17 protein-coding genes are annotated in these 17857 nt (G+C 63.4%); 11 read left to right on the top strand and 6 right to left on the bottom strand.

Annotated features, from left to right (window positions below):
• Nucleotides 1-11: 11 nt before the first annotated feature.
• Nucleotides 12-332 carry a thioredoxin gene (trxA, locus tag TP2_RS07415; protein ID WP_038075443.1) on the top strand — a complete coding sequence of 107 codons (321 nt, stop codon included), beginning with the start codon at nucleotides 12-14 and terminating at the stop codon, nucleotides 330-332.
• A 106-nt stretch (nucleotides 333-438) separates the two neighbouring features.
• Here trxA and TP2_RS07410 read toward each other — a convergent pair whose 3' ends face one another.
• Nucleotides 439-1344, bottom strand: coding sequence for a hypothetical protein (locus TP2_RS07410; RefSeq protein WP_038075441.1), 906 nt, complete (start codon nucleotides 1342-1344; stop codon nucleotides 439-441).
• A 93-nt stretch (nucleotides 1345-1437) separates the two neighbouring features.
• Between TP2_RS07410 and hslV the strand changes: the two genes are divergently transcribed.
• The 3 genes from hslV (at nucleotide 1438) to TP2_RS07395 (ending at nucleotide 4518) form a co-directional block, all read left to right on the top strand.
• A complete protein-coding gene (gene hslV, locus TP2_RS07405; protein ID WP_038075438.1) occupies nucleotides 1438-1995 on the top strand; it encodes an ATP-dependent protease subunit HslV in 558 nt (185 codons plus the stop codon).
• A gap of 65 nt (nucleotides 1996-2060) precedes the next feature.
• Complete coding sequence (gene hslU / locus TP2_RS07400) at nucleotides 2061-3368, top strand: ATP-dependent protease ATPase subunit HslU (RefSeq protein WP_038075434.1); 1308 nt, start codon at nucleotides 2061-2063, stop codon at nucleotides 3366-3368.
• A 58-nt stretch (nucleotides 3369-3426) separates the two neighbouring features.
• Nucleotides 3427-4518, top strand: a complete 1092-nt coding sequence (locus TP2_RS07395) for an alpha/beta hydrolase (protein ID WP_038075431.1) — start codon at nucleotides 3427-3429, stop codon at nucleotides 4516-4518.
• On the opposite strand, the gene TP2_RS07390 is transcribed toward TP2_RS07395, so the two are convergent.
• The 3 genes from TP2_RS07390 to TP2_RS07380 are packed head-to-tail and all read right to left on the bottom strand — an operon-like array spanning nucleotide 4515 to nucleotide 6657.
• The gene (locus TP2_RS07390; protein WP_038075429.1) at nucleotides 4515-5108 is read right to left on the bottom strand and encodes a Smr/MutS family protein; all 594 of its coding nucleotides are present in this window, start codon (nucleotides 5106-5108) and stop codon (nucleotides 4515-4517) included. The two genes, TP2_RS07395 and TP2_RS07390, sit on opposite strands and share 4 nt — an antisense overlap.
• On the bottom strand, nucleotides 5105-5992 hold the full coding sequence (gene mltA, locus TP2_RS07385) for a murein transglycosylase A (RefSeq protein WP_038075426.1): 888 nt from the start codon (nucleotides 5990-5992) through the stop codon (nucleotides 5105-5107). Before mltA ends, TP2_RS07390 begins: the two co-directional genes overlap by 4 nt.
• A 5-nt stretch (nucleotides 5993-5997) precedes the next feature.
• Nucleotides 5998-6657, bottom strand: coding sequence for a Tim44/TimA family putative adaptor protein (locus TP2_RS07380; RefSeq protein ID WP_038075422.1), 660 nt, complete (start codon nucleotides 6655-6657; stop codon nucleotides 5998-6000).
• Between the two features lie 118 nt (nucleotides 6658-6775).
• On the opposite strand from TP2_RS07380, the gene TP2_RS07375 reads away from it, so the two are divergent.
• The 5 genes from TP2_RS07375 (at nucleotide 6776) to TP2_RS07355 (ending at nucleotide 14015) form a co-directional block, all read left to right on the top strand.
• Nucleotides 6776-7273 carry an FxsA family protein gene (locus TP2_RS07375; RefSeq protein ID WP_038075419.1) on the top strand — a complete coding sequence of 166 codons (498 nt, stop codon included), beginning with the start codon at nucleotides 6776-6778 and terminating at the stop codon, nucleotides 7271-7273.
• Nucleotides 7274-7331: 58 nt separating this feature from the next.
• Nucleotides 7332-7832 carry a protein-export chaperone SecB gene (gene secB, locus TP2_RS07370; protein WP_038075416.1) on the top strand — a complete coding sequence of 167 codons (501 nt, stop codon included), beginning with the start codon at nucleotides 7332-7334 and terminating at the stop codon, nucleotides 7830-7832.
• A gap of 142 nt (nucleotides 7833-7974) precedes the next feature.
• Complete coding sequence (gene idi / locus TP2_RS07365; RefSeq protein WP_038075413.1) at nucleotides 7975-8499, top strand: isopentenyl-diphosphate Delta-isomerase; 525 nt, start codon at nucleotides 7975-7977, stop codon at nucleotides 8497-8499.
• A gap of 150 nt (nucleotides 8500-8649) precedes the next feature.
• Nucleotides 8650-10407 carry an autotransporter assembly complex protein TamA gene (locus TP2_RS07360; protein WP_240473733.1) on the top strand — a complete coding sequence of 586 codons (1758 nt, stop codon included), beginning with the start codon at nucleotides 8650-8652 and terminating at the stop codon, nucleotides 10405-10407.
• Nucleotides 10407-14015 carry a translocation/assembly module TamB domain-containing protein gene (locus TP2_RS07355; RefSeq protein ID WP_038075408.1) on the top strand — a complete coding sequence of 1203 codons (3609 nt, stop codon included), beginning with the start codon at nucleotides 10407-10409 and terminating at the stop codon, nucleotides 14013-14015. The genes TP2_RS07360 and TP2_RS07355 overlap by 1 nt, the downstream gene beginning before the upstream one ends.
• Nucleotides 14016-14060: 45 nt before the next feature.
• Here the strand turns inward: TP2_RS07355 and TP2_RS07350 are convergent, their stop codons facing one another.
• Nucleotides 14061-14933 (bottom strand): YihY/virulence factor BrkB family protein, encoded by an 873-nt coding sequence (locus TP2_RS07350; protein WP_169739509.1) that lies wholly within the window; start codon nucleotides 14931-14933, stop codon nucleotides 14061-14063.
• Between the two features lie 103 nt (nucleotides 14934-15036).
• Between TP2_RS07350 and mgrA the strand changes: the two genes are divergently transcribed.
• Complete coding sequence (gene mgrA, locus TP2_RS07345) at nucleotides 15037-16068, top strand: L-glyceraldehyde 3-phosphate reductase (RefSeq protein WP_038075403.1); 1032 nt, start codon at nucleotides 15037-15039, stop codon at nucleotides 16066-16068.
• A 138-nt stretch (nucleotides 16069-16206) separates the two neighbouring features.
• Complete coding sequence (locus tag TP2_RS07340; RefSeq protein ID WP_038075400.1) at nucleotides 16207-16923, top strand: phytochelatin synthase family protein; 717 nt, start codon at nucleotides 16207-16209, stop codon at nucleotides 16921-16923.
• 76 nt (nucleotides 16924-16999) lie between these two features.
• On the opposite strand, the gene TP2_RS07335 is transcribed toward TP2_RS07340, so the two are convergent.
• The gene (locus TP2_RS07335) at nucleotides 17000-17797 is read right to left on the bottom strand and encodes a response regulator (protein ID WP_038075395.1); all 798 of its coding nucleotides are present in this window, start codon (nucleotides 17795-17797) and stop codon (nucleotides 17000-17002) included.
• Between the last annotated feature and the right edge of the window lie 60 nt (nucleotides 17798-17857).

Here is a 17857-nt window from a genome sequence, read left to right as displayed (position 1 = left end):
AGGAGGCTGATATGGCTACCGTTGCTGTTACCGACGCCACTTTCGACGAGGAAGTGCGCAAATCCGATATCCCCGTCGTGGTGGATTTCTGGGCCGAATGGTGTGGCCCCTGCCGCATGATCGGCCCGTCGCTGGAGGAAATCTCGGAAGAGATGGCCGGCAAGGTCAAGGTCGTGAAGGTGAACGTGGACGAAAACCCGGACAGCCCGGCCGTTCTCGGCGTTCGCGGCATCCCGGCGCTGTTCCTGTTCAAGGATGGCGAGGTTGTCTCGAACAAGATCGGCGCCGCACCGAAAGCCGCGCTGCAAAGCTGGATCACCGAATCGATCTGATCGGATCTGACCGATTTGAGGAAGAGGGCGCCCGGTTGGCGCCCTTTTTCATTGGGCTGAATGCGCTTTTGTCGGGCAGAGGCGCGAAGCGGTTTGGATCCACAGTTTAGATCGGCCAACCGCAGGCCCACAGCTGTGCGCGCAGGCGATCCTCGAACTCCGGACGGCCCGCGTTCAGCGCGTTGAGCTGCAAGAACCAGTAGAGATAGCGTGCGACCGGCGGCGTCTGGCGTAGTTTCCCGAAGGCGGCCTCGATCCCGTCGCGCGGCACCGATCCAGCGATGTGATGGAAATCCGACAGGCCAAACAGGACCGCCGGTTTGCGCAGGAAGAACCCCTCCAGCGCCAGCGCGCTGTTCTGCGTGGCCACGAACTTGCACCGCGGTAGCAGCTCGTGCGATCCGCCGCTTTGGAACCGGAACCTCGGAAAGCGCGCATTGAGCGCTTCAAGCGCATTGATTTCGGCACCGTCATAGTGCTCGCGCGGGTGCAGTGTCGCCACAACCGGCCCGTCGTGACGGGCGATCACCTCCTCGATCATCTGCACCGGGCTCACAGCCTGGAACGAGCGATGATCGAGCAGCCGTCCTTGAAGCGGAATGAAGGCCAGATTGTCGTCGTTGCTCGGTTTTACGCCGGGATAGAGCCTTTTTCGCATGGCGAAGAAGAACTGCGCGGCGGCCTCTCCATCCACCGAATTCGCCGCGAATGTCGCCTGCGCCACCGGCCAATCCCACCGTTCGGCCATTTTCTCGACATGCCAGAACGCCCCGACATAGCTTCGCCGGCAGGTCAACGCGCGCGCATGCGTTGGCGCCTCCATCCGGTAAAGCGCATAGCCCGGTTTGTGGGGGGCCTCGTGACGCGCCTCGGGCCCGGTTTCATGCAGCGAGACGCTCCAGCCAGCGGCTTCCACCGCCCCGATCAACCGTCTGAAAAAGTTATGGCGACCCGCCCGGACATCTTCCAGGATCCAGTCGTCGAGATAGATCGAAAGATGCCGTTCATTCATGGCGTGAAGCTAGCGTCGGGCCGGGGAACGGGCAAGCGGGGTTGCAGCCCCGGCTTCGGGGTTACATATCTTTTGCGCAAACGGAGGAACGACATGGCCGAAGAGAAATTCCCGGGCTGGCATGGCACCACGATCGTCGGCATTCGCAAAGGCGGCAAGGTGGTCGTCGCGGGCGACGGACAAGTCAGCCTTGGCCAGACCGTCATCAAGGGCACCGCGCGCAAGGTGCGCCGCCTTAGCCCCGGCGGGCACGATATCGTCGCGGGCTTCGCCGGTTCGACCGCGGATGCCTTCACCCTGCTTGAACGGCTGGAGAAAAAGCTGGAGTCCGCGCCCGGTCAGCTCGCCCGCGGCTGCGTGGAGCTGGCGAAGGATTGGCGCATGGACAAATACCTGCGCAATCTCGAAGCGATGCTGATCGTCACCGATGGAAAGGATCTGTTCGTCCTGACCGGCGCGGGCGATGTGCTCGAGCCTGAGCATGACATCGCGGCTATCGGCTCCGGCGGCAACTATGCACTGGCCGCGGCACGCGGGCTGATGGAGACCGATCTCGATGCCGAGCAGGTCGCGCGCCGTGCGATGGCGATCGCGGCTGATATCTGCGTCTACACCAATGGCAATCTGACGGTGGAGACGATCGGCGGCTAAGCCCGATCCGCGCCTTACAAGACACATCCGGCACGCCTCGCCTGCCGAACCCCACGGAGCACTCCATGACCGATCTGACCCCCCGCGAAATCGTCTCGGAACTCGACCGTTTCATCATCGGCCAGAAGGACGCAAAGCGCGCCGTGGCCGTCGCGCTGCGCAACCGCTGGCGCCGTCAGCAGCTGCCCGATGACCTGCGCGACGAGGTTTACCCAAAGAACATCCTGATGATCGGCCCGACCGGCGTCGGCAAGACCGAGATCTCGCGCCGCCTGGCGAAACTCGCCCGCGCGCCATTTCTGAAGGTCGAGGCCACGAAATTCACCGAAGTGGGCTATGTCGGCCGCGACGTGGAACAGATCATCCGCGATCTGATGGATGTCGCGATGGTCGAGACCCGCGAATACATGCGCGAAGAGGTCAAGGCGAAGGCGCATAAGGCTGCCGAGGATCGCGTGATTTCCGCGCTCGCGGGCTCGGACGCGCGCGCAGGCACTCGCGATATGTTCCGCAAGAAGCTCCGCGATGGCGAGCTGGACGACAAGATCATCGAGCTCGATGTGGCCGATCAGTCCGGCGGCATGCCGATCGGGATGATGGGCGGCCAGCCGGGGATGGAACAGCAGATGCAGGGCCTGCAAGACCTGTTCAAGGCTTTCGGCGGCAACCGCACAACGCGCCGCAAGATGACCGTCTCGGAAAGCTACGACTTGCTGATCTCGGAAGAGGCCGACAAGCTTCTCGACGACGAGACGGTGAAGACCGCCGCGCTCGAGGCCGTGCAGCATTCCGGCATCGTCTTCATCGACGAGATCGACAAGGTCACCGCCCGGGCCGAGACCCGTGGCGCCGATGTCAGCCGCGAAGGCGTGCAGCGCGACCTGCTGCCGCTGATCGAGGGCACGACGGTGTCGACCAAATACGGCGCGGTGAAGACCGACCATATCCTGTTCATCGCCTCCGGCGCTTTCCACATCGCGAAACCCTCGGATCTGCTGCCCGAATTGCAGGGCCGCCTGCCGATCCGGGTCGAGCTTCAGGCGCTCACGGAAGAAGACTTCACCCGGATTCTTTCCGAGACCGACAACGCCCTGACCCGGCAGTACGAAGCGCTGATGAAGACCGAAGAGGTCACCGTCAGCTTCACCGCCGACGGGATCGCCGCACTCGCGCGCATCGCCGCCGAGGTCAACCGCTCGGTCGAGAATATCGGCGCCAGAAGGCTCTATACCGTCATGGAACGCGTCTTCGAGGAGCTCTCCTTCACCGCGCCCGACCGGGGCGGCCAGAGCGTCACCGTCGATGCGGCTTTCGTGGAAAACGAGCTGGGCGATCTGACCCGCGACACCGATCTGAGCCGTTACGTCCTCTGACCCCTAGCGCCCCGCGTGGGCTTTGCTATCCTCGGCCCTGAATTGTTCGGGGCCGGGTATGGGTCGCATTCTGGTTGTCATCATTCTGGTCACGCTTTCCGCCTGCGCCCCGCGCGGGCGGCTGGCCTATCTCGACCACCCCGACCCGAATGCGCGGGCGATCTTCGTGGGTTCCACCCGCGCGCCCGATCCTGAAACCGGCCAGCCTTTCGGGTTCGAGCGTAGCCCCGAGCTGCGTCTGGCGCGGTTCGATGTCGCGACGCCACCTGAACGCCAGACTGCCCAGATCGACTATCCCACGACCGGTGGCACGCCCGCCGATCCCAAGACACAATTCATGATCTCGCAGGCCCAGATCGACCTGCCGCGCGCGCAGTTCCTGTCGGAGCTGCGCACAGCGCTTCGCCAGAACAAAGGCGAGGCGGTGGTCTTCGTCCATGGCTTCAACAACTCCTTTGCCGAAGGCCTCTACCGCATGGCGCAGATGGGCGAGGATTTCGATCTGCCCGGCGTTATGGTGCATTATTCCTGGCCTTCGCGGGCAAATGTTCTGGGCTATGCCTATGACCGGGATTCCGTGCTGTTCGCGCGTGACGGTCTGGTCGAACTGCTTGGAGATCTGCGCGCGGCCGGGGCCCGTCGCATCCTTCTCGTGGCGCATTCTCTGGGCACGGAACTGACAATGGAAGTGCTGCGTCAGGAGGCGATTGCGCAGAAACAGGGTCTGTTTTCGAGCCTTGGCGGCGTCATTCTGATCTCGCCCGACATTGCGGTGGACCTGTTTCAGACCCAGGCCGACGCGATCGGAACGCTGCCCCAGCCCTTCGTGATCTTCACGTCGCAAAAGGACCGGGCCTTGCAGCTGTCCGCGCGGTTGACCGGGCAAAGCGACCGGCTCGGCAATCTCGAAGATCTCAACCGGATTGCGCGCTACAAGGTCACCGTGGTCAATGTTTCGGCTTTCAATACCGGAGATGGGCATTTCAACGTCGTCACCTCGCCAGCGCTGATCCGTCTACTCGACAGCACCGGCCAGATCGCGAAAGTTCTGGAGGGCGATCAGCGTGGGCGTACCGGGCTCGGGCAGGCGGTTATCCTGACGGTCGAGAACGCGACCCAGATCGTGTTGGCCCCAATCTCGGGCGGTTAGCGCATCCGGCGCAGATAGACGTAATAGGCGCCCGAGCCGCCATGTTTCAGATGCGCCTCGCTCACCTGCATCACCGCCGGGGCCAGAGGCATCAGCCGCAGCCATTGCGGCACCTGATGGCGCAGCACGCCCACCCGGCGCGGGATCGGCCCGTCATCGTCGCCGCGCTTGCCCTTCCCGGTGATCACCAGCACCAGTCGCTTGCCGTGGCTCTGGGCGGTCAGGATGAAGCGGATCAGCTCGGGATGAGCCTCGGCCAGCGTCATCCCGTGCAGGTCGAGCGTGGCTTCGGGCTTCAACTTGCCGCGCGTCATCGACTTATGCGCCTTGCGGTCCATCACGACCGGCTGACGGGCAAGATGTTCGCCCGGCCCGGGAGCAAGATCATGGCGCGGCGCGCAGGGTTTCGCATGCTGCCCCAATTGGAAGCCGCGCAGCTCTGGCCGGTTGGGCTTGGGTTTGGCGCTCGGCGCCAAGACAGGCTCTGTTTCAGCGGAATCTGGCTTTTCCGGGCGGTAGCGATGGGTCGAGGCGGCGACGCGATCCCAGAGTTCGCGCTCTTCAGGGGACAGTTTGCGGCGTTTGCTCATGCGCGCCTCCGCAGGGCGACCATCCGGCCCTTCGTGTTGATTGCCCCCGCGATGTGCCCGGCCTCCGGGCCGGAGCCTGTGAAGATATCGCCGCGTCCTGCGCCCTTGATCGCCGAGCCCACATCCTGCGCCACCATCAACCGCTGGCCGAAGCCCGGGCAGTCGATCCAGACCGGGCTGCCGAGCGTCACGTGTTCGGGGTCCACCGCAAGGCTGCGCCCGGCGCTGACGGGTCGTCCCATCGCGCCCAAGGGGCCGGTCTCGGGTGGAATCTCCAACACGCGGAAGAAGACGAAAGACGGGTTATGATTGAGCAGCGCTTGCACCTCGCCGGGGTTTTCGCGCCCCCATTGGCGGATGCGATCCGGCGTCATCTCCGCGACAGGCGCGACCCCGCGTGCCACGAGTTCCTTGCCGATCGAGCGATAGGGATGACCGTTCTTGCCGTCATAGCCCAGCCGCAGGCTGGTTCCGTCCTGAAACCGGATCCGTACCGAGCCCTGGACCTGCGCCAGAAACGCCTCGATCGGGCTGTCGAGCCAGACCAGCTCCCGCCCTGCCAGCAAATCGCCTTCAACGATCTCGGCGCGGGTGAACCAAGGCGTATCAGACCCTATTTCAGCGGGTTTCGCATAAAGCGGATAGGTAAAGCGCGCGGATTTCTCGCGCGCGCCGTTCAGCTCAGGCTCGTAATAACCGGTAAAATGAGCTGCGCCCTCGGCAGCAATCTCGACCGGCTCGAACAGTGCTTCAAAGGCGGCTTTCGCATCATCGGTCTCGATCGGAGCCAGCCCGCTCAGATCGGCCGTGACGCAAAACGCCGCCCAAGCGGCGGCGTGATCGTCCCGGTCCCAGCCGGGAATATCGCTGAAGGACAGCGCCACCGGGCTTAGCCGCCCGTCGCGACGAGCTGCCAGTTCGGATCGTTGGCGCCCATCGTGCGCGCGAAGGTCCAGATGTCACGCTGCTTGCGCGGCGTCTTGGGGTCGCCCTCGACCACCTCGCCGGCGGCGTTGCGCGCAACCGAGATGATCTCGGCCCCGAAACGCACCGTCACCTCGGCCTCGTTGGTGGTGTGGTCGAAATCGGCATCGCTGAGGACCAGTTCGCGCAGCCCGAGGAACTCCGCCTGAACATCGAGCCCCTGTTCCTTGCGCGCGTTCACCGCCGTCTCGAAGGCCTCGTAGACCTCGGGCGCCAGGAACGGCTTCACCTTCTCCAGATCGCCGGTCTCGAAGGCCATCAGGATCATCTCGTAAGCGCCACGCGCGCCTTGCAGGAATTGCGAGACGGAGAATTGCGGCTCCACGCGCTTCATCGCGGCCAGTGCCACCGCGGCGGTCGAGCCTTCTGGCACATTGTCGATGATATCGTGGTCCGGTCCACCCTCGATCACGTCGAAATCGCGCTTCGGCGCGGAGTCGGGCGCGGTTTCGGGAATGATCGGCTTCTCATAGCCTTCACGCGTGCCAAGCACGCTTTTCAGCTTGAGAATCAGGAAGATCGCGATTGCCGCGAGAACGATAAGCTGGATAACGGCACCGGACATCGAGACCCCGAGTTTTTTGCTGTGTTTGTCGTTTGGTCGTTGGGTACTTATGTAAGGCCTCGACAGGTTCAAGTCCACTGGCGCGCCCATGCGTCGCGGACGAGCGAAAGAGGATGCAATGTGGATCTTTTTGGCCTTCCTGGCCGTCCCGCTGATCGAGATCGGGCTGTTCATCAAGGTGGGCGGGCTGATCGGACTCTGGCCGACGCTGGGGATCGTGCTGCTGACGGCGATCATCGGCACCTCTTTGGTGCGCCGCGAGGGCGCGCGCGCGATGAACGATCTGCGCGACTCTCTCAATGAGCTGCGTGATCCATCCCGTCCGTTGGCGCATGGCGCGATGATCCTCGTTGCGGGGGTTCTGTTGCTCACGCCGGGGTTCTTTACCGATGCGGTGGGGATCTTGCTTCTGATCCCGGGCATCCGCGACTGGGTGATGAAACATGCCGCGAGCCGCGTGAAGGTGACGCGCTTCGAGATGGGCGGGGCGTATCGTACCAACGCCTATGACAATCGCCGGCCCAACGATCCCGAGATCCTCGATGCCGAAGAGGCCGAGGAGATGACCCATCGCCAACCGCCCTCGGATGGCCCCTCGGGCTGGACCCGTCATTGAGAATTGAGGCGCGCGCAGCAGGGTGCTAAACCCCTCCCAGACAATTCTGGAGAGGTCCATGACGGAAGAAGCAAACGGCGCGGCCGCGGCCGAGCAGCCCCAACTGCGGATGAACATTCTCGCGCAATTCGTGCGTGACATGTCCTTCGAGAACAACGTGGCCCTGAAAGGGCTCCAAACCGCCGATATCCAGCCCGAGATGCAGGTGCAGGTGAGCCTCGACGCGAAGAAGCGTACGCAGGACAACCAGTACGAAGTGATCACCAAGTTCAAGGTCGTCTCGACCAACAAGGCCGACAACTCGACCCTGTACCTGCTCGAGCTCGACTATGGTGGGATCTTCCACGTGGAGGGCGTGCCGGAGGATCAGCTCCATCCCTTCCTGCTGATCGAATGCCCGCGTCAGCTTTTCCCCTTCGTGCGCCGCATCGTTTCCGATGTGACCCGCGATGGCGGTTTCCCGCCCTTCAACCTCGAGATCGTCGATTTCGTCGCGCTCTACCGCAACGAGCTGGCCCGTCGCCAGCAATCCGAAGCGGAAGGTCAGATGCTCTCCTGAGCCGCTGACACGATCGTGAGGGCCCGGGGGCGCGGCATGCTGCCTCAGGGACAAGCTGACACCGTGACTCGACGCGGTCTCAGCCCCATCTTTGCCTCGTGCCCCCGGATTCTCCGGCGTGGCACGGGACGCAAGGTTACAAATGGGACAGATCCAGGCATGGATCGACGGCGAATTGGCGCCGGTCGAGTTGATGGAAGCGCATCGAAAAGGGCTCCGCCACAGGGCGGTGTCCATTTTTGTCATGGATGGGGATCAGATCCTGCTCCAGAAGCGCTCCGCGGCGAAGATCCATTCGCCGGGTCGGTGGTCCAATACCTGTTGCAGCCATCCCAACTGGGGCGAGCGCCCTGAGCAATGCGCGGTACGGCGTCTGCGTGACGAGCTGGGTATCGAAGGGCTCTATCCCGCCCATGCGGACCGGGTCGAATATCGCACCGAGGTCGATGGCGGGCTCGTCGAGCATGAGGTGGTTGATGTCTATATCGCCTTTGCGCGACCCGGCATGGCGGTCAAGCCCGACCCGAAAGAGGTTTCGGACACGCGCTGGGTCGGCCTTTACGACCTCGCAGCGGAGGTCAAACGCCATCCCGATCGCTTCTCGAATTGGCTGCGGATCTACATGCAAAAGCATATGGACCGGATCCTGCCGACGCTGATTTGCTGAGGACGGAGTTTTTCCGCCGATCTTGTGGTTTTGATCGGCGGAGGCTTGCGCCTGCTCTGGCCATTTCATTCGATAACTGCGAGTTTAGCTCTGATTGTCCGGAGACGCGAAACGATGGCATCCAAGCGAATTCGAGTTTTTCTGTTGAGTGTGACCGCGCTGGTATCGCTGTCGTCGCCAAGCTTTGCCTATGATTTGAAATTCCGCACGCCCGGTGCGGAGTCCGGGCTGAAATCGGTGCTCGAAGGCGCCTCGCTTCTGGTTCAGAACAAGGATGCCGAGGGCAAGGACGGGCAGGATGTGCTCGCCGCCGCACGCGCCGATTACAATCGCATCGTCTCGACGCTCTTTGCGCAGGGCTATTACTCGGGCGTGGTCTCGATCAAGATCGACGGGCGCGAAGCGGCGAATATCCCGCCGCTCGATGCGCCCGCCAGCGTGACGCAGGTGACGGTCTCGGTGAATCCCGGCCCGCTTTTTCATTTTTCCCGCGCCGAGATCGGTCCGGTCGCGCCCGGCACCGATCTGCCCGAAGGCTACGCGCCAGGTCAGGTCGCCCAGTCGGGCGTGATCATCGACGCGGCCAGCAAGGCCACGACGAAATGGCGCGACGAAGGTCATGCCAAGGCGCAGGTTGCCGCGCAGGATATCGTCGCCAATCATCGCGCGAATACGCTGTCTTCCGAGATCCGTATCGCGCCGGGTCCGGTGGTGACCTTCGGCAAGCTTGAAACCTCGGGCAATCAGCGTCTGCGCACGAAGCGCCTGCGCGAAATCGCGGGCTTCCCGACGGGCGAAGTCTATGACCCGAAGAAGCTCGACGAAGTGCAGTCGCGGCTTCAGCGCACCGGCATCTTCTCGTCTGTCGCGATCACCGAGGCGAAGACGCTCAACCCTGATGACAGTCTCGATGTGACCCTCGCAGTGGTCGAGCAGAAGAAGCGCAAGATCGGTCTTGGGGCGGAACTCAACAGCACCGACGGGCTCGGGCTGTCGGGCTATTGGCTGCATCGGAACCTCTTTGGCGGTGGGGAACGGTTCCGCATTGATACCGGAGTGAGCGGGATCGGCGGGGCGACCGGAGGGATCGACTATTCGATCGGAGCGCGGATTGACCGTCCTGCGACCTTCAACCCCGATACGAACGCTTATGTGACGACCGCGCTCAGCCACAAGAACGAGGATGATTACGACGAGGACGCCTTCGATATCGGCTTTGGTCTGACGCGCATCTTCAACGACAAGCTTACCGGCGACATTTCGATCAATTACGGTTGGTCGAAGGTCACCGACACGTCCGGCGAAACGATCTTCCGTGAGGTCTACCTGCCCACGAAGCTCACCTGGGACGACCGTGACAACAAGATGGACCCGACCAAGGGCTTTTACGTTCAGGCCGGGGTCACGCCCTTCTTCGGGCTCGACCAGACCACCGGGACGGGTGCGCAGCTCACCGGTGACCTGCGTGCGTATAAAAGCTTCGGCGAGAGCAAGCGCTTCGTGCTGGCTGGCCGTTTGCAACTCGGCAGTGTCGTCGGCGCCGATCTCGAAGAGACCCCGCGCGACTACCTCTTCTATTCGGGCGGCGGCGGCACGGTGCGCGGCCAGCCCTACCAATCGCTCGGCGTGAAGGTACTCGACGGCGGCACCCTCGCCACGGGCGGCACCGAATTCGTGGGCGTCCAGAGCGAGGCGCGCTTCGGGATCACGAAGAATATCGGCGCGGTGGCGTTCTACGATTACGGCTATGTCTCGGGTGGCGGCGAGAGCGGCTCGCAGGCCGGTGCAGGTCTCGGCGTGCGTTACAAGACCGGCATCGGTCCGATCCGGCTCGATGTCGGATTCCCGGTGAGCGGCGACACCGGTTCGGGCGCACAGATCTATATCGGTATCGGGCAGGCCTTCTGATGAGACGTTTTGCACTTCTTCTCGCCCTCTGCCTGACCCCGTTGATCGCCAGCGCGCAGGACAGCACCCCTCAAACCGACAGTGGCGCGGGCGCGGCGACCGCCGAGCAGACTGCGCGCGACCGCTCCTATCTGACCGGGCTGATCGAGGATAACCTCTCGGGTGCGGGCCGCACCGTGCGGCTCGACGGGTTCGAAGGCGCGCTGAGTTCGCGCGCGACCTTTACGCAGCTCACGATCTCCGATGCGGATGGCGCGTGGCTCACGATCAAGGACGGCGCGATCCAGTGGAGCCGCTCGGCCTTGCTCACCGGAAAGATCGAAATCGACGAACTGTCCGCCGCCGAGATCGACCTGCCGCGCCTGCCCAATGCGCAAGCCAGCGACGGCACGCCCAGCCCCGAGGCAAAACCTTTCGCGCTGCCCGAACTGCCGGTCTCGGTCAATATCGGCAAGATCGACGCGAAGAAGGTAATCCTCGGCGCGCCGATCCTGGGGCAAGCCGCGACGGTCAAGGTGACCGGCTCGATGTCCCTGGCGGGCGGCGAAGGCAAGGCCAAGCTCGCCATCGACCGGATCGACGGGCAGAAGGGGGCGTTCTCGCTGACGGCCGCCTATGACAACGGCACGCGCGAACTGGGCCTTGATCTTCTGATCGATGAGGGTCAGGGCGGCATTATCACCAAGCGCATCGGCCTGCCGGGCGAACCGCCGATGACGCTCGCGGTGTCGGGCAGTGGTCCGATCGCCGATTTCACCGCCGATATCGTGCTGAGCACGCAAGGCCAGCAGCGCCTTGCCGGGCAGGTGACGGTGAAAGAGGCCGCGCCGAAAGGCGCTCCCGAAGGCGCACCCGCCCAGACCAATTTCTCGGCCGCCTTCAGCGGCGATGTCCGACCGCTTCTGCCCGAAGACTACCGCGCCTTCTTCGGCGACGCGGTTGCGCTCGTGGTTTCCGGCAGCCGCAGCGCCTCGGGCCAGACCCAGATCGATGGGCTCGACCTGAAGTCGCGCGCGCTCCAGCTGAGCGGCTCGGCGCTGATCGGCACCAACAACATGCCCGAGAAATTCGACCTGACCGGCCAACTCGGCCTTGGCGACGGGCAAGAGGTGCTGCTTCCGCTTTCGGGCACGAAGACCTGGGTGCAGTCGGGCACGATCAACCTCGCCTATGACAAGGCGCAGGGCGATGGCTGGAAACTCTCGGGCACGCTCGATCAGCTCCGCCGCGAGGATGGCACGAAAATGCTGACCGCGAACCTCTCGGGCTCGGGCCGGATCCGCCAAAGCGCGCCGCCCAGCGTCGGCGGCACGATCATCCTCGGACTGAACGGACTCGAGTTCGCCGATTCCGCGCTCAGCGAGGCGGTCGGTCCTTTCGCCACGGCGAAGGCGGTCTTCTCCTGGCAGCAGGACAAGCCGCTGCGGCTCTCACAGCTTTCTCTTCTGGGCCGTGACTACCGCGCCGACGCCAATCTGACGATCTCCGATCTCGACAAGGGTGTGACGATCAAGGGCACCGCGCAGGTCAATCATTCGGATATCAGCGTGATTTCGGGGCTCGCGGGCCGCCCGCTTTCGGGCCAGGCGCAGGCCTCGGTCGCGGGCAGCTACACGGTGTTGACCGGCGCTTTTGATGCCGATCTCAATGTGATCGGTCAGGACATCGCGATCGACCAGCCGCAGGCTGACCGCGCGCTTGCGGGCCGCTCCGAGATCACCGTTTCCGCCAAGCGCGACGAGACCGGTCTGGCGCTCGATACGCTCAATGTGAAAACGGCGGCGGGGACGCTCCAGGCGCAGGGCACGCTGGCGAGCAAGGATGGCAAACTCACCGCCAATCTGAGCGCGAAGGATCTTTCGATCCTCGGTGGCGGCTATCGCGGCGGGGTCGATGCCGACGCGACCGTCACGTTCTCGGGTGAGACCTACACGTTCAAGCTCGATGGCACGGGTCGCGCGCTCGCGATCGGTCAGGCCGAAGCCGACAAGATTCTGGCCGGCACGACCAAGTTTTCGCTTCTGGCCGATTATACCGCGGGCCAGATCCAGCTGCGCGATCTGCAACTCAACAACCCGCAGCTCGATGTCTCGGCGCAAGGGGCGGCGGCGGAGAGTGGGCGCACGCTCGATCTGAATGCCCGCCTGTCCAACGCGGCCTTGCTCGCTCCCGGCTTTGCCGGGCCGGTGAGCCTGTCTGGAACGGTGGGCGAAGATGGCGCAGGCTACAATCTCGCGCTTTCCGGCTCCGGTCCGGGCGGCACCGAGGCGAAGGTGTCTGGTCGCGTCTCCTCTGATTTCAACGATGCCGATCTGAGCATCACGGGCCAGGCCCAGACGGCGCTGATCAACGCCTTCATCGAGCCGCGCTCGCTGCAAGGCCCGCTGAGTTTCGATCTGCGGCTCAAGGGAAAGCCCGGCCTCGGCGCGCTTTCGGGTACGGTCAGCGCGACGGGCACCAAGATCGTCGCGCCGAATCTCGGCTTGGTGCTGGACGACGTGAAAACCAATGTGAACCTGTCGGGCGGGTCGGCGCAGCTTGATCTCAACGGACGGCTCAGCACTGGCGGATCGCTGAGCATCAGCGGGCCGGTCGCGCTGTCGGCGCCCTATAGCGGCAATCTCACGATCCGCCTCGACCGAGCGCGGCTACGCGATCCCGAGCTGTACGACACCCGCGCTTCGGGCACGATCACCATGGATGGGCCGCTTGCGGGCGGGGCGAAGATCGCCGGACGGATCACGCTCGAGGATACCGAGCTGCGCGTGCCGTCCTCCGGGCTTGGCGGCGGTGCGGCGGTGCCCGAGGGCATGACCCATACCGGCGAAAGCGCGGCAGTGCGCCAGACGCTCAACCGCGCGGGGCTGCTCTCGACGGAGCCCGCCACGGCAACGGGCGCGAAGACTGGTCCGTCCTATCCGCTCGATGTGACGATTGCCGCGACGCGCGGGATCTTCGTGCGCGGCCGCGGGCTTGACGCGGAACTCGGCGGCAGCCTGCGTGTCACCGGCACGACCTCGGATGTGATCCCGGTCGGGCAGTTCAACCTCGTGCGCGGGCGTCTCGATATTCTCGGCCAGCGCTTCACGCTCGATCAGGGCAAGATCGCTTTGCAAGGCGCGCTCGTGCCCTGGCTGACCTTCACCGCGACGACGAGCCAGGACGATTACACGATTTCGATCAATATCGAAGGTCGCGCGACAGAGCCGAATGTCACGTTCACCTCCTCGCCCGAGCTGCCGCAGGACGAGGTTCTCGCGCGGCTGATCTTCGGTCGCTCGATCGAGAACCTCTCGGTGTTGCAGGCGGCGCAGCTCGCCTCGGCCGTGGCCACGTTGGCGGGTAAAGGCGGCGAAGGGATCATCGGCAATCTGCGGAAGAATTTCGGCCTCGACGATCTCGATGTGTCGACCGATGCCGAGGGCAATACGCAGCTCAAGGTCGGGAAATATCTCACCGACAACATCTATACCGATGTCACGGTGAGCGGCGACGGCACCTCGCAGGTCAACCTCAATCTCGACGTGACGAAGAATGTGACGGCGCGTGGATCGGTCGACTCCGAGGGGCAGAGCACGCTCGGCGTCTATTTCGAGCGGAACTACTGATCGCATAAGCGCAGCTTATTCCCGAAGCAGATGGATAAGCTGCGCTTATTCGGCCTGGGCCTGCGCGTCTTTCTCCGCCTCGGCCGCCGCGATGGCCTGACGTTTGCGAAAGGCGGAAAGCTCGGCATTCAGCGCCGCGCCAAGAAGCACCGAAAAGGCGCTCAGGTAGAGCCAGACCAGAAGCGCGATCACCGCTCCGATCGAGCCGTAGACCTTGTTGTAATTGCCGAAATTCGCGAGGTAGTAGGTCAGTCCGAGCGAGCTGATCCCCCAGACCGCCGCCGCCAGCACGGCGCCGAGCGTCAGGATCGGATCGCGCCTGCCTTCGGTATTGGGACCGTAGCGGTAGAGAATACCGAGCGCGGTGAACATCAGCAGGATCATCGCGCCCCAAGGCAAGCCCGAGAGCAGAAGCTTTGTAACCTCATGAAACGGAAGGAAATTCACGACGATCGGCACGATGACGACGGTTGCCAGCGCGGCGAGCATCACGCCCACGAGGGACACCGTCATCAGGTACCCCATGACGAAGCTCCAGATCGTTGCGCGCGGCTTGGTGCCGTGGATCACGTTGAGGCTCAGCACCAGCGCCGCCACACCAGCGCGCGCCGAGAACAACGTCACCGCTGCCGAGATGATCACCCCGATCCCGATCGTCGAGCGCGGCCCGATCAGCCAGCTCTGGATCTGATCGTTGATCAGCGCATAGGCCTCGGGCGGGATGAACTCGGAGGCGACCTTGAGATAGGTATGGATCACCGCCGGATCGGCGAAGGCGCTCCAGATCGCGATGGTGGCGGAGATGCCGGGAAAGATCGCGAGCATCGCATAGAAAGCGACACCGGCCGACACGAGGGTGATATTCGACTCCACCAGTCGTCCGAACAGGCTGAGGCCGAATTTCGCTGTTTCTCTCACGCGGATCTCCTTTGCGCTCACCATTGCGCAAGCCCTGCGCGAGCGCAACTTGCGGCGGACCCATGGCTGTGATCTGTTTTCGCTAACATTGCAGGAGGAGCCGATGACCTATCATCCCGCCGAGGATCGCTATTCACGCATGTCCTATCGTTATTGCGGGCGCTCGGGGCTGAAATTGCCCGCTGTCTCGCTGGGGCTGTGGCACAATTTCGGCCATGACACGCCGCATCAGACGAAGCGCGCGATCTGTCAGGCCGCTTTCGATCATGGCATCACCCATTTCGATCTGGCCAACAATTACGGCCCGCCGCCGGGCGCGGCCGAAGAGGCGTTCGGGGAGATCCTGCGCACCGATTTCGCGGGCTTCCGCGACGAGCTGATCATTTCGTCGAAGGCGGGTTACGACATGTGGCCGGGGCCCTATGGGGAATGGGGCAGCCGGAAATACCTGATCGCGTCCTGTGACCAGTCGCTGAAGCGGATGGGGCTCGATTATGTCGATATCTTCTATTCGCACCGGTTCGACCCCGAGACGCCGCTGGAAGAGACGATGGGCGCGCTGGAGCATATCTGGCGCTCGGGCAAGGCGCTTTATATCGGGATCTCGAGCTACAATTCCGATCGCACCCGCGCCGCGGCAGCGATCCTGAAAGAGATGGGCGTGCCGCTGCTGATCCACCAGCCGAGCTACAACATGCTCAACCGCTGGGTCGAGCGCGACGGGTTGAAGGACACGCTGAGCGAACTCGGCGTCGGTTCGATCGCCTTCACGCCGCTTGCACAGGGGATTTTGACGAAGAAATATCTGGGCGGGATTCCCGAAGGCTCGCGGGCCGATCAGGGCAAGTCGCTCGATCCGGGTACGATCACCGAAGGAGCGCTGGAGAAGGTGCGCGCGCTCAACGCGATCGCGGAGCGACGCGGGCAGACGCTGGCGCAGATGGCGATTGCCTGGGTGCTGCGAAATGGCGGCATCACTTCGGCGCTGATCGGGGCCTCGAAACCCGAGCAGGTGGTGGATTGCGCCGGTGCAGTGTCGAATCTCGAGTTCACCGAGGAGGAACTGGCCGAGATCGACAGCCATGCGAGCGATGAGGAGGTCAACCTCTGGGCGCGATCCACGGAAGGGGTTTGAGGTGAGGCGATCAAGCGCGCTCGTGGGCCGGCGCGGATAGCCTTGGCCCACGAGATACCTGTGCAGCAGAGGTAAACGCTCCTGATCAAGGCGCGTGTGGTACCTTGAAGGAAGCGACTCGGATCGGGCGAGGGCGCCATGAAAGTCCTTGGATCGATCCTATCGGCCTTGCTTCTGGCCTGTATCACGACGGTGCAGGCGGAGACGCTGCCGCTGCCCGAGGGGGTGATCAGCCTCGCGAGCCCCGAGGGTGAAGCGCTGCTGGTGGGGGCTGAGGCGCGGAATGACTATTTTCCGCTGAGCATCAACTTCACGACGCAGATCAATCCGGCCTATTGTGGGCCGGCGACAATCGCGATGGTTCTCAACGCGCTGAACGTACCGCGTCCGGCATCGAAGAAGACCCTTGGACTGGGCTTGTTCGATCAGGAGAACATCTTCACCCCGGCGGCCGACGCGGTGAAGCCGGCGAAGGCGATCCTCAGCCCGCCCTATGGGATGACGCTCGACGATCTGGGCGGTTTGCTGGCGGCCCATGATCTGAAAGTGACGGATGTTCACGCAAGCGAGTCCGATCTTGATGCGTTCCGCAAGACGGCGGTGGCTGAGCTTGCCGATGACGATCACTTCATTCTGGTGAATTATCTGCGCAAGGCGATTGGGCAGGAGTCGGGCGGACATATTTCGCCACTTGGCGCCTATGATGCGGATACCGATCGGTTCCTGATCCTCGACGTGACGCGCTACAAATATCCGCCGGTCTGGGTGACGGCAGAGGCACTTTTCGCTGCGATGAATACGGTGGATTCCGACAACGACGGCAAGACGCGAGGCTATGTTAGCGTCTCGCGCTGATCGGAACCTGATGAAGAAAGAAAAAGCCCCGGAGCATCCTCCGGGGCTTCCAAATTAGGCTCTCTTCCTGCGGAAATCAGGCCGCGAGCGTCTCCGTCGAGGAGAAGAACATCGCCTGGCTGACGGCCGATTGCACCTGGCTTTCGGTATAGGGCTTGGTGATCAGGAAGGCCGGTTCCGGGCGCTCGCCGGTCAGCAGACGCTCGGGGAAGGCGGTGATGAAGACCACGGGCAGATCGGGGCCGAACTGCGCGAGAATGTCGTTCACCGCATCGATCCCCGAGGAATTGTCGGCGAGCTGGATGTCGGCGAGAATCAGGTCGGGCTTTTCCTTCGCGGCAAGCTCCACCGCCTCGTCGCGGGTGCGCGCGATGCCGGTGATGGAATGGCCCATATCCTCGACGATGGCGCGAATATCCATCGCGATGATGGCTTCGTCCTCGATGATCATGATCTTGCCCGAGATCGAGCTTTCCATCTCGCGGATGGCGATGTCGATCAGTTCCTTCGCCTCATCGGCGTCGATCTGCATGATCGCGCCGATTTCCTCGACGCGGAATCCCTCGATCGAGTGGAGGAGCAGTGCCTCGCGGGTGTTCGGCGTCAGCGTGGACATATGATCCTGCGCACGCGCCGAGAGGCGGTTATCGGGTTCACCCAGAGGGGAGCCAGCCGACGCCCAGACAAGGTGGAAAGCATGGAACAAAGCGACCTTCGGGTCGTTGTTCTCGAAAGGTGACGTATCTTCGAGGATCGCCTCGAGCGTAGCAGCAGCGTAACGGTCGCCGCTGTCCTGGCTGCCGGTCAGTGCACGCGCATAGCGACGCAGATACGGCAGGTTGGCCCCGATGGTGTTGGCGATATCTTCGGACATGTAAGCCCCCTTTTTGACTTTTCTCGGGAACCGAACGTCTGGCCCCGCGTTTGGTTCCGT

Origin of the sequence: Thioclava pacifica DSM 10166, assembly GCF_000714535.1 — a bacterium.
Taxonomy (GTDB): Bacteria; Pseudomonadota; Alphaproteobacteria; order Rhodobacterales; family Rhodobacteraceae; genus Thioclava; species Thioclava pacifica.
This window is presented reverse-complemented; position numbering and strand designations above follow the sequence as displayed.

Excerpts from the sequence above, each read along its gene's own strand:
- trxA (WP_038075443.1), top strand. The coding sequence starts at position 12 with ATGGCTACCGTTGCTGTTACCGACGCCACTTTCGACGAGGAAGTGCGC.
- TP2_RS07410 (WP_038075441.1), bottom strand. The coding sequence starts at position 1,344 with ATGAATGAACGGCATCTTTCGATCTATCTCGACGACTGGATCCTGGAA.
- hslV (WP_038075438.1), top strand. The coding sequence starts at position 1,438 with ATGGCCGAAGAGAAATTCCCGGGCTGGCATGGCACCACGATCGTCGGC.
- hslU (WP_038075434.1), top strand. The coding sequence starts at position 2,061 with ATGACCGATCTGACCCCCCGCGAAATCGTCTCGGAACTCGACCGTTTC.
- TP2_RS07395 (WP_038075431.1), top strand. The coding sequence starts at position 3,427 with ATGGGTCGCATTCTGGTTGTCATCATTCTGGTCACGCTTTCCGCCTGC.
- TP2_RS07390 (WP_038075429.1), bottom strand. The coding sequence starts at position 5,108 with ATGAGCAAACGCCGCAAACTGTCCCCTGAAGAGCGCGAACTCTGGGAT.
- TP2_RS07380 (WP_038075422.1), bottom strand. The coding sequence starts at position 6,657 with ATGTCCGGTGCCGTTATCCAGCTTATCGTTCTCGCGGCAATCGCGATC.
- TP2_RS07375 (WP_038075419.1), top strand. The coding sequence starts at position 6,776 with ATGTGGATCTTTTTGGCCTTCCTGGCCGTCCCGCTGATCGAGATCGGG.
- secB (WP_038075416.1), top strand. The coding sequence starts at position 7,332 with ATGACGGAAGAAGCAAACGGCGCGGCCGCGGCCGAGCAGCCCCAACTG.
- idi (WP_038075413.1), top strand. The coding sequence starts at position 7,975 with ATGGGACAGATCCAGGCATGGATCGACGGCGAATTGGCGCCGGTCGAG.
- TP2_RS07355 (WP_038075408.1), top strand. The coding sequence starts at position 10,407 with ATGAGACGTTTTGCACTTCTTCTCGCCCTCTGCCTGACCCCGTTGATC.
- mgrA (WP_038075403.1), top strand. The coding sequence starts at position 15,037 with ATGACCTATCATCCCGCCGAGGATCGCTATTCACGCATGTCCTATCGT.
- TP2_RS07340 (WP_038075400.1), top strand. The coding sequence starts at position 16,207 with ATGAAAGTCCTTGGATCGATCCTATCGGCCTTGCTTCTGGCCTGTATC.
- TP2_RS07335 (WP_038075395.1), bottom strand. The coding sequence starts at position 17,797 with ATGTCCGAAGATATCGCCAACACCATCGGGGCCAACCTGCCGTATCTG.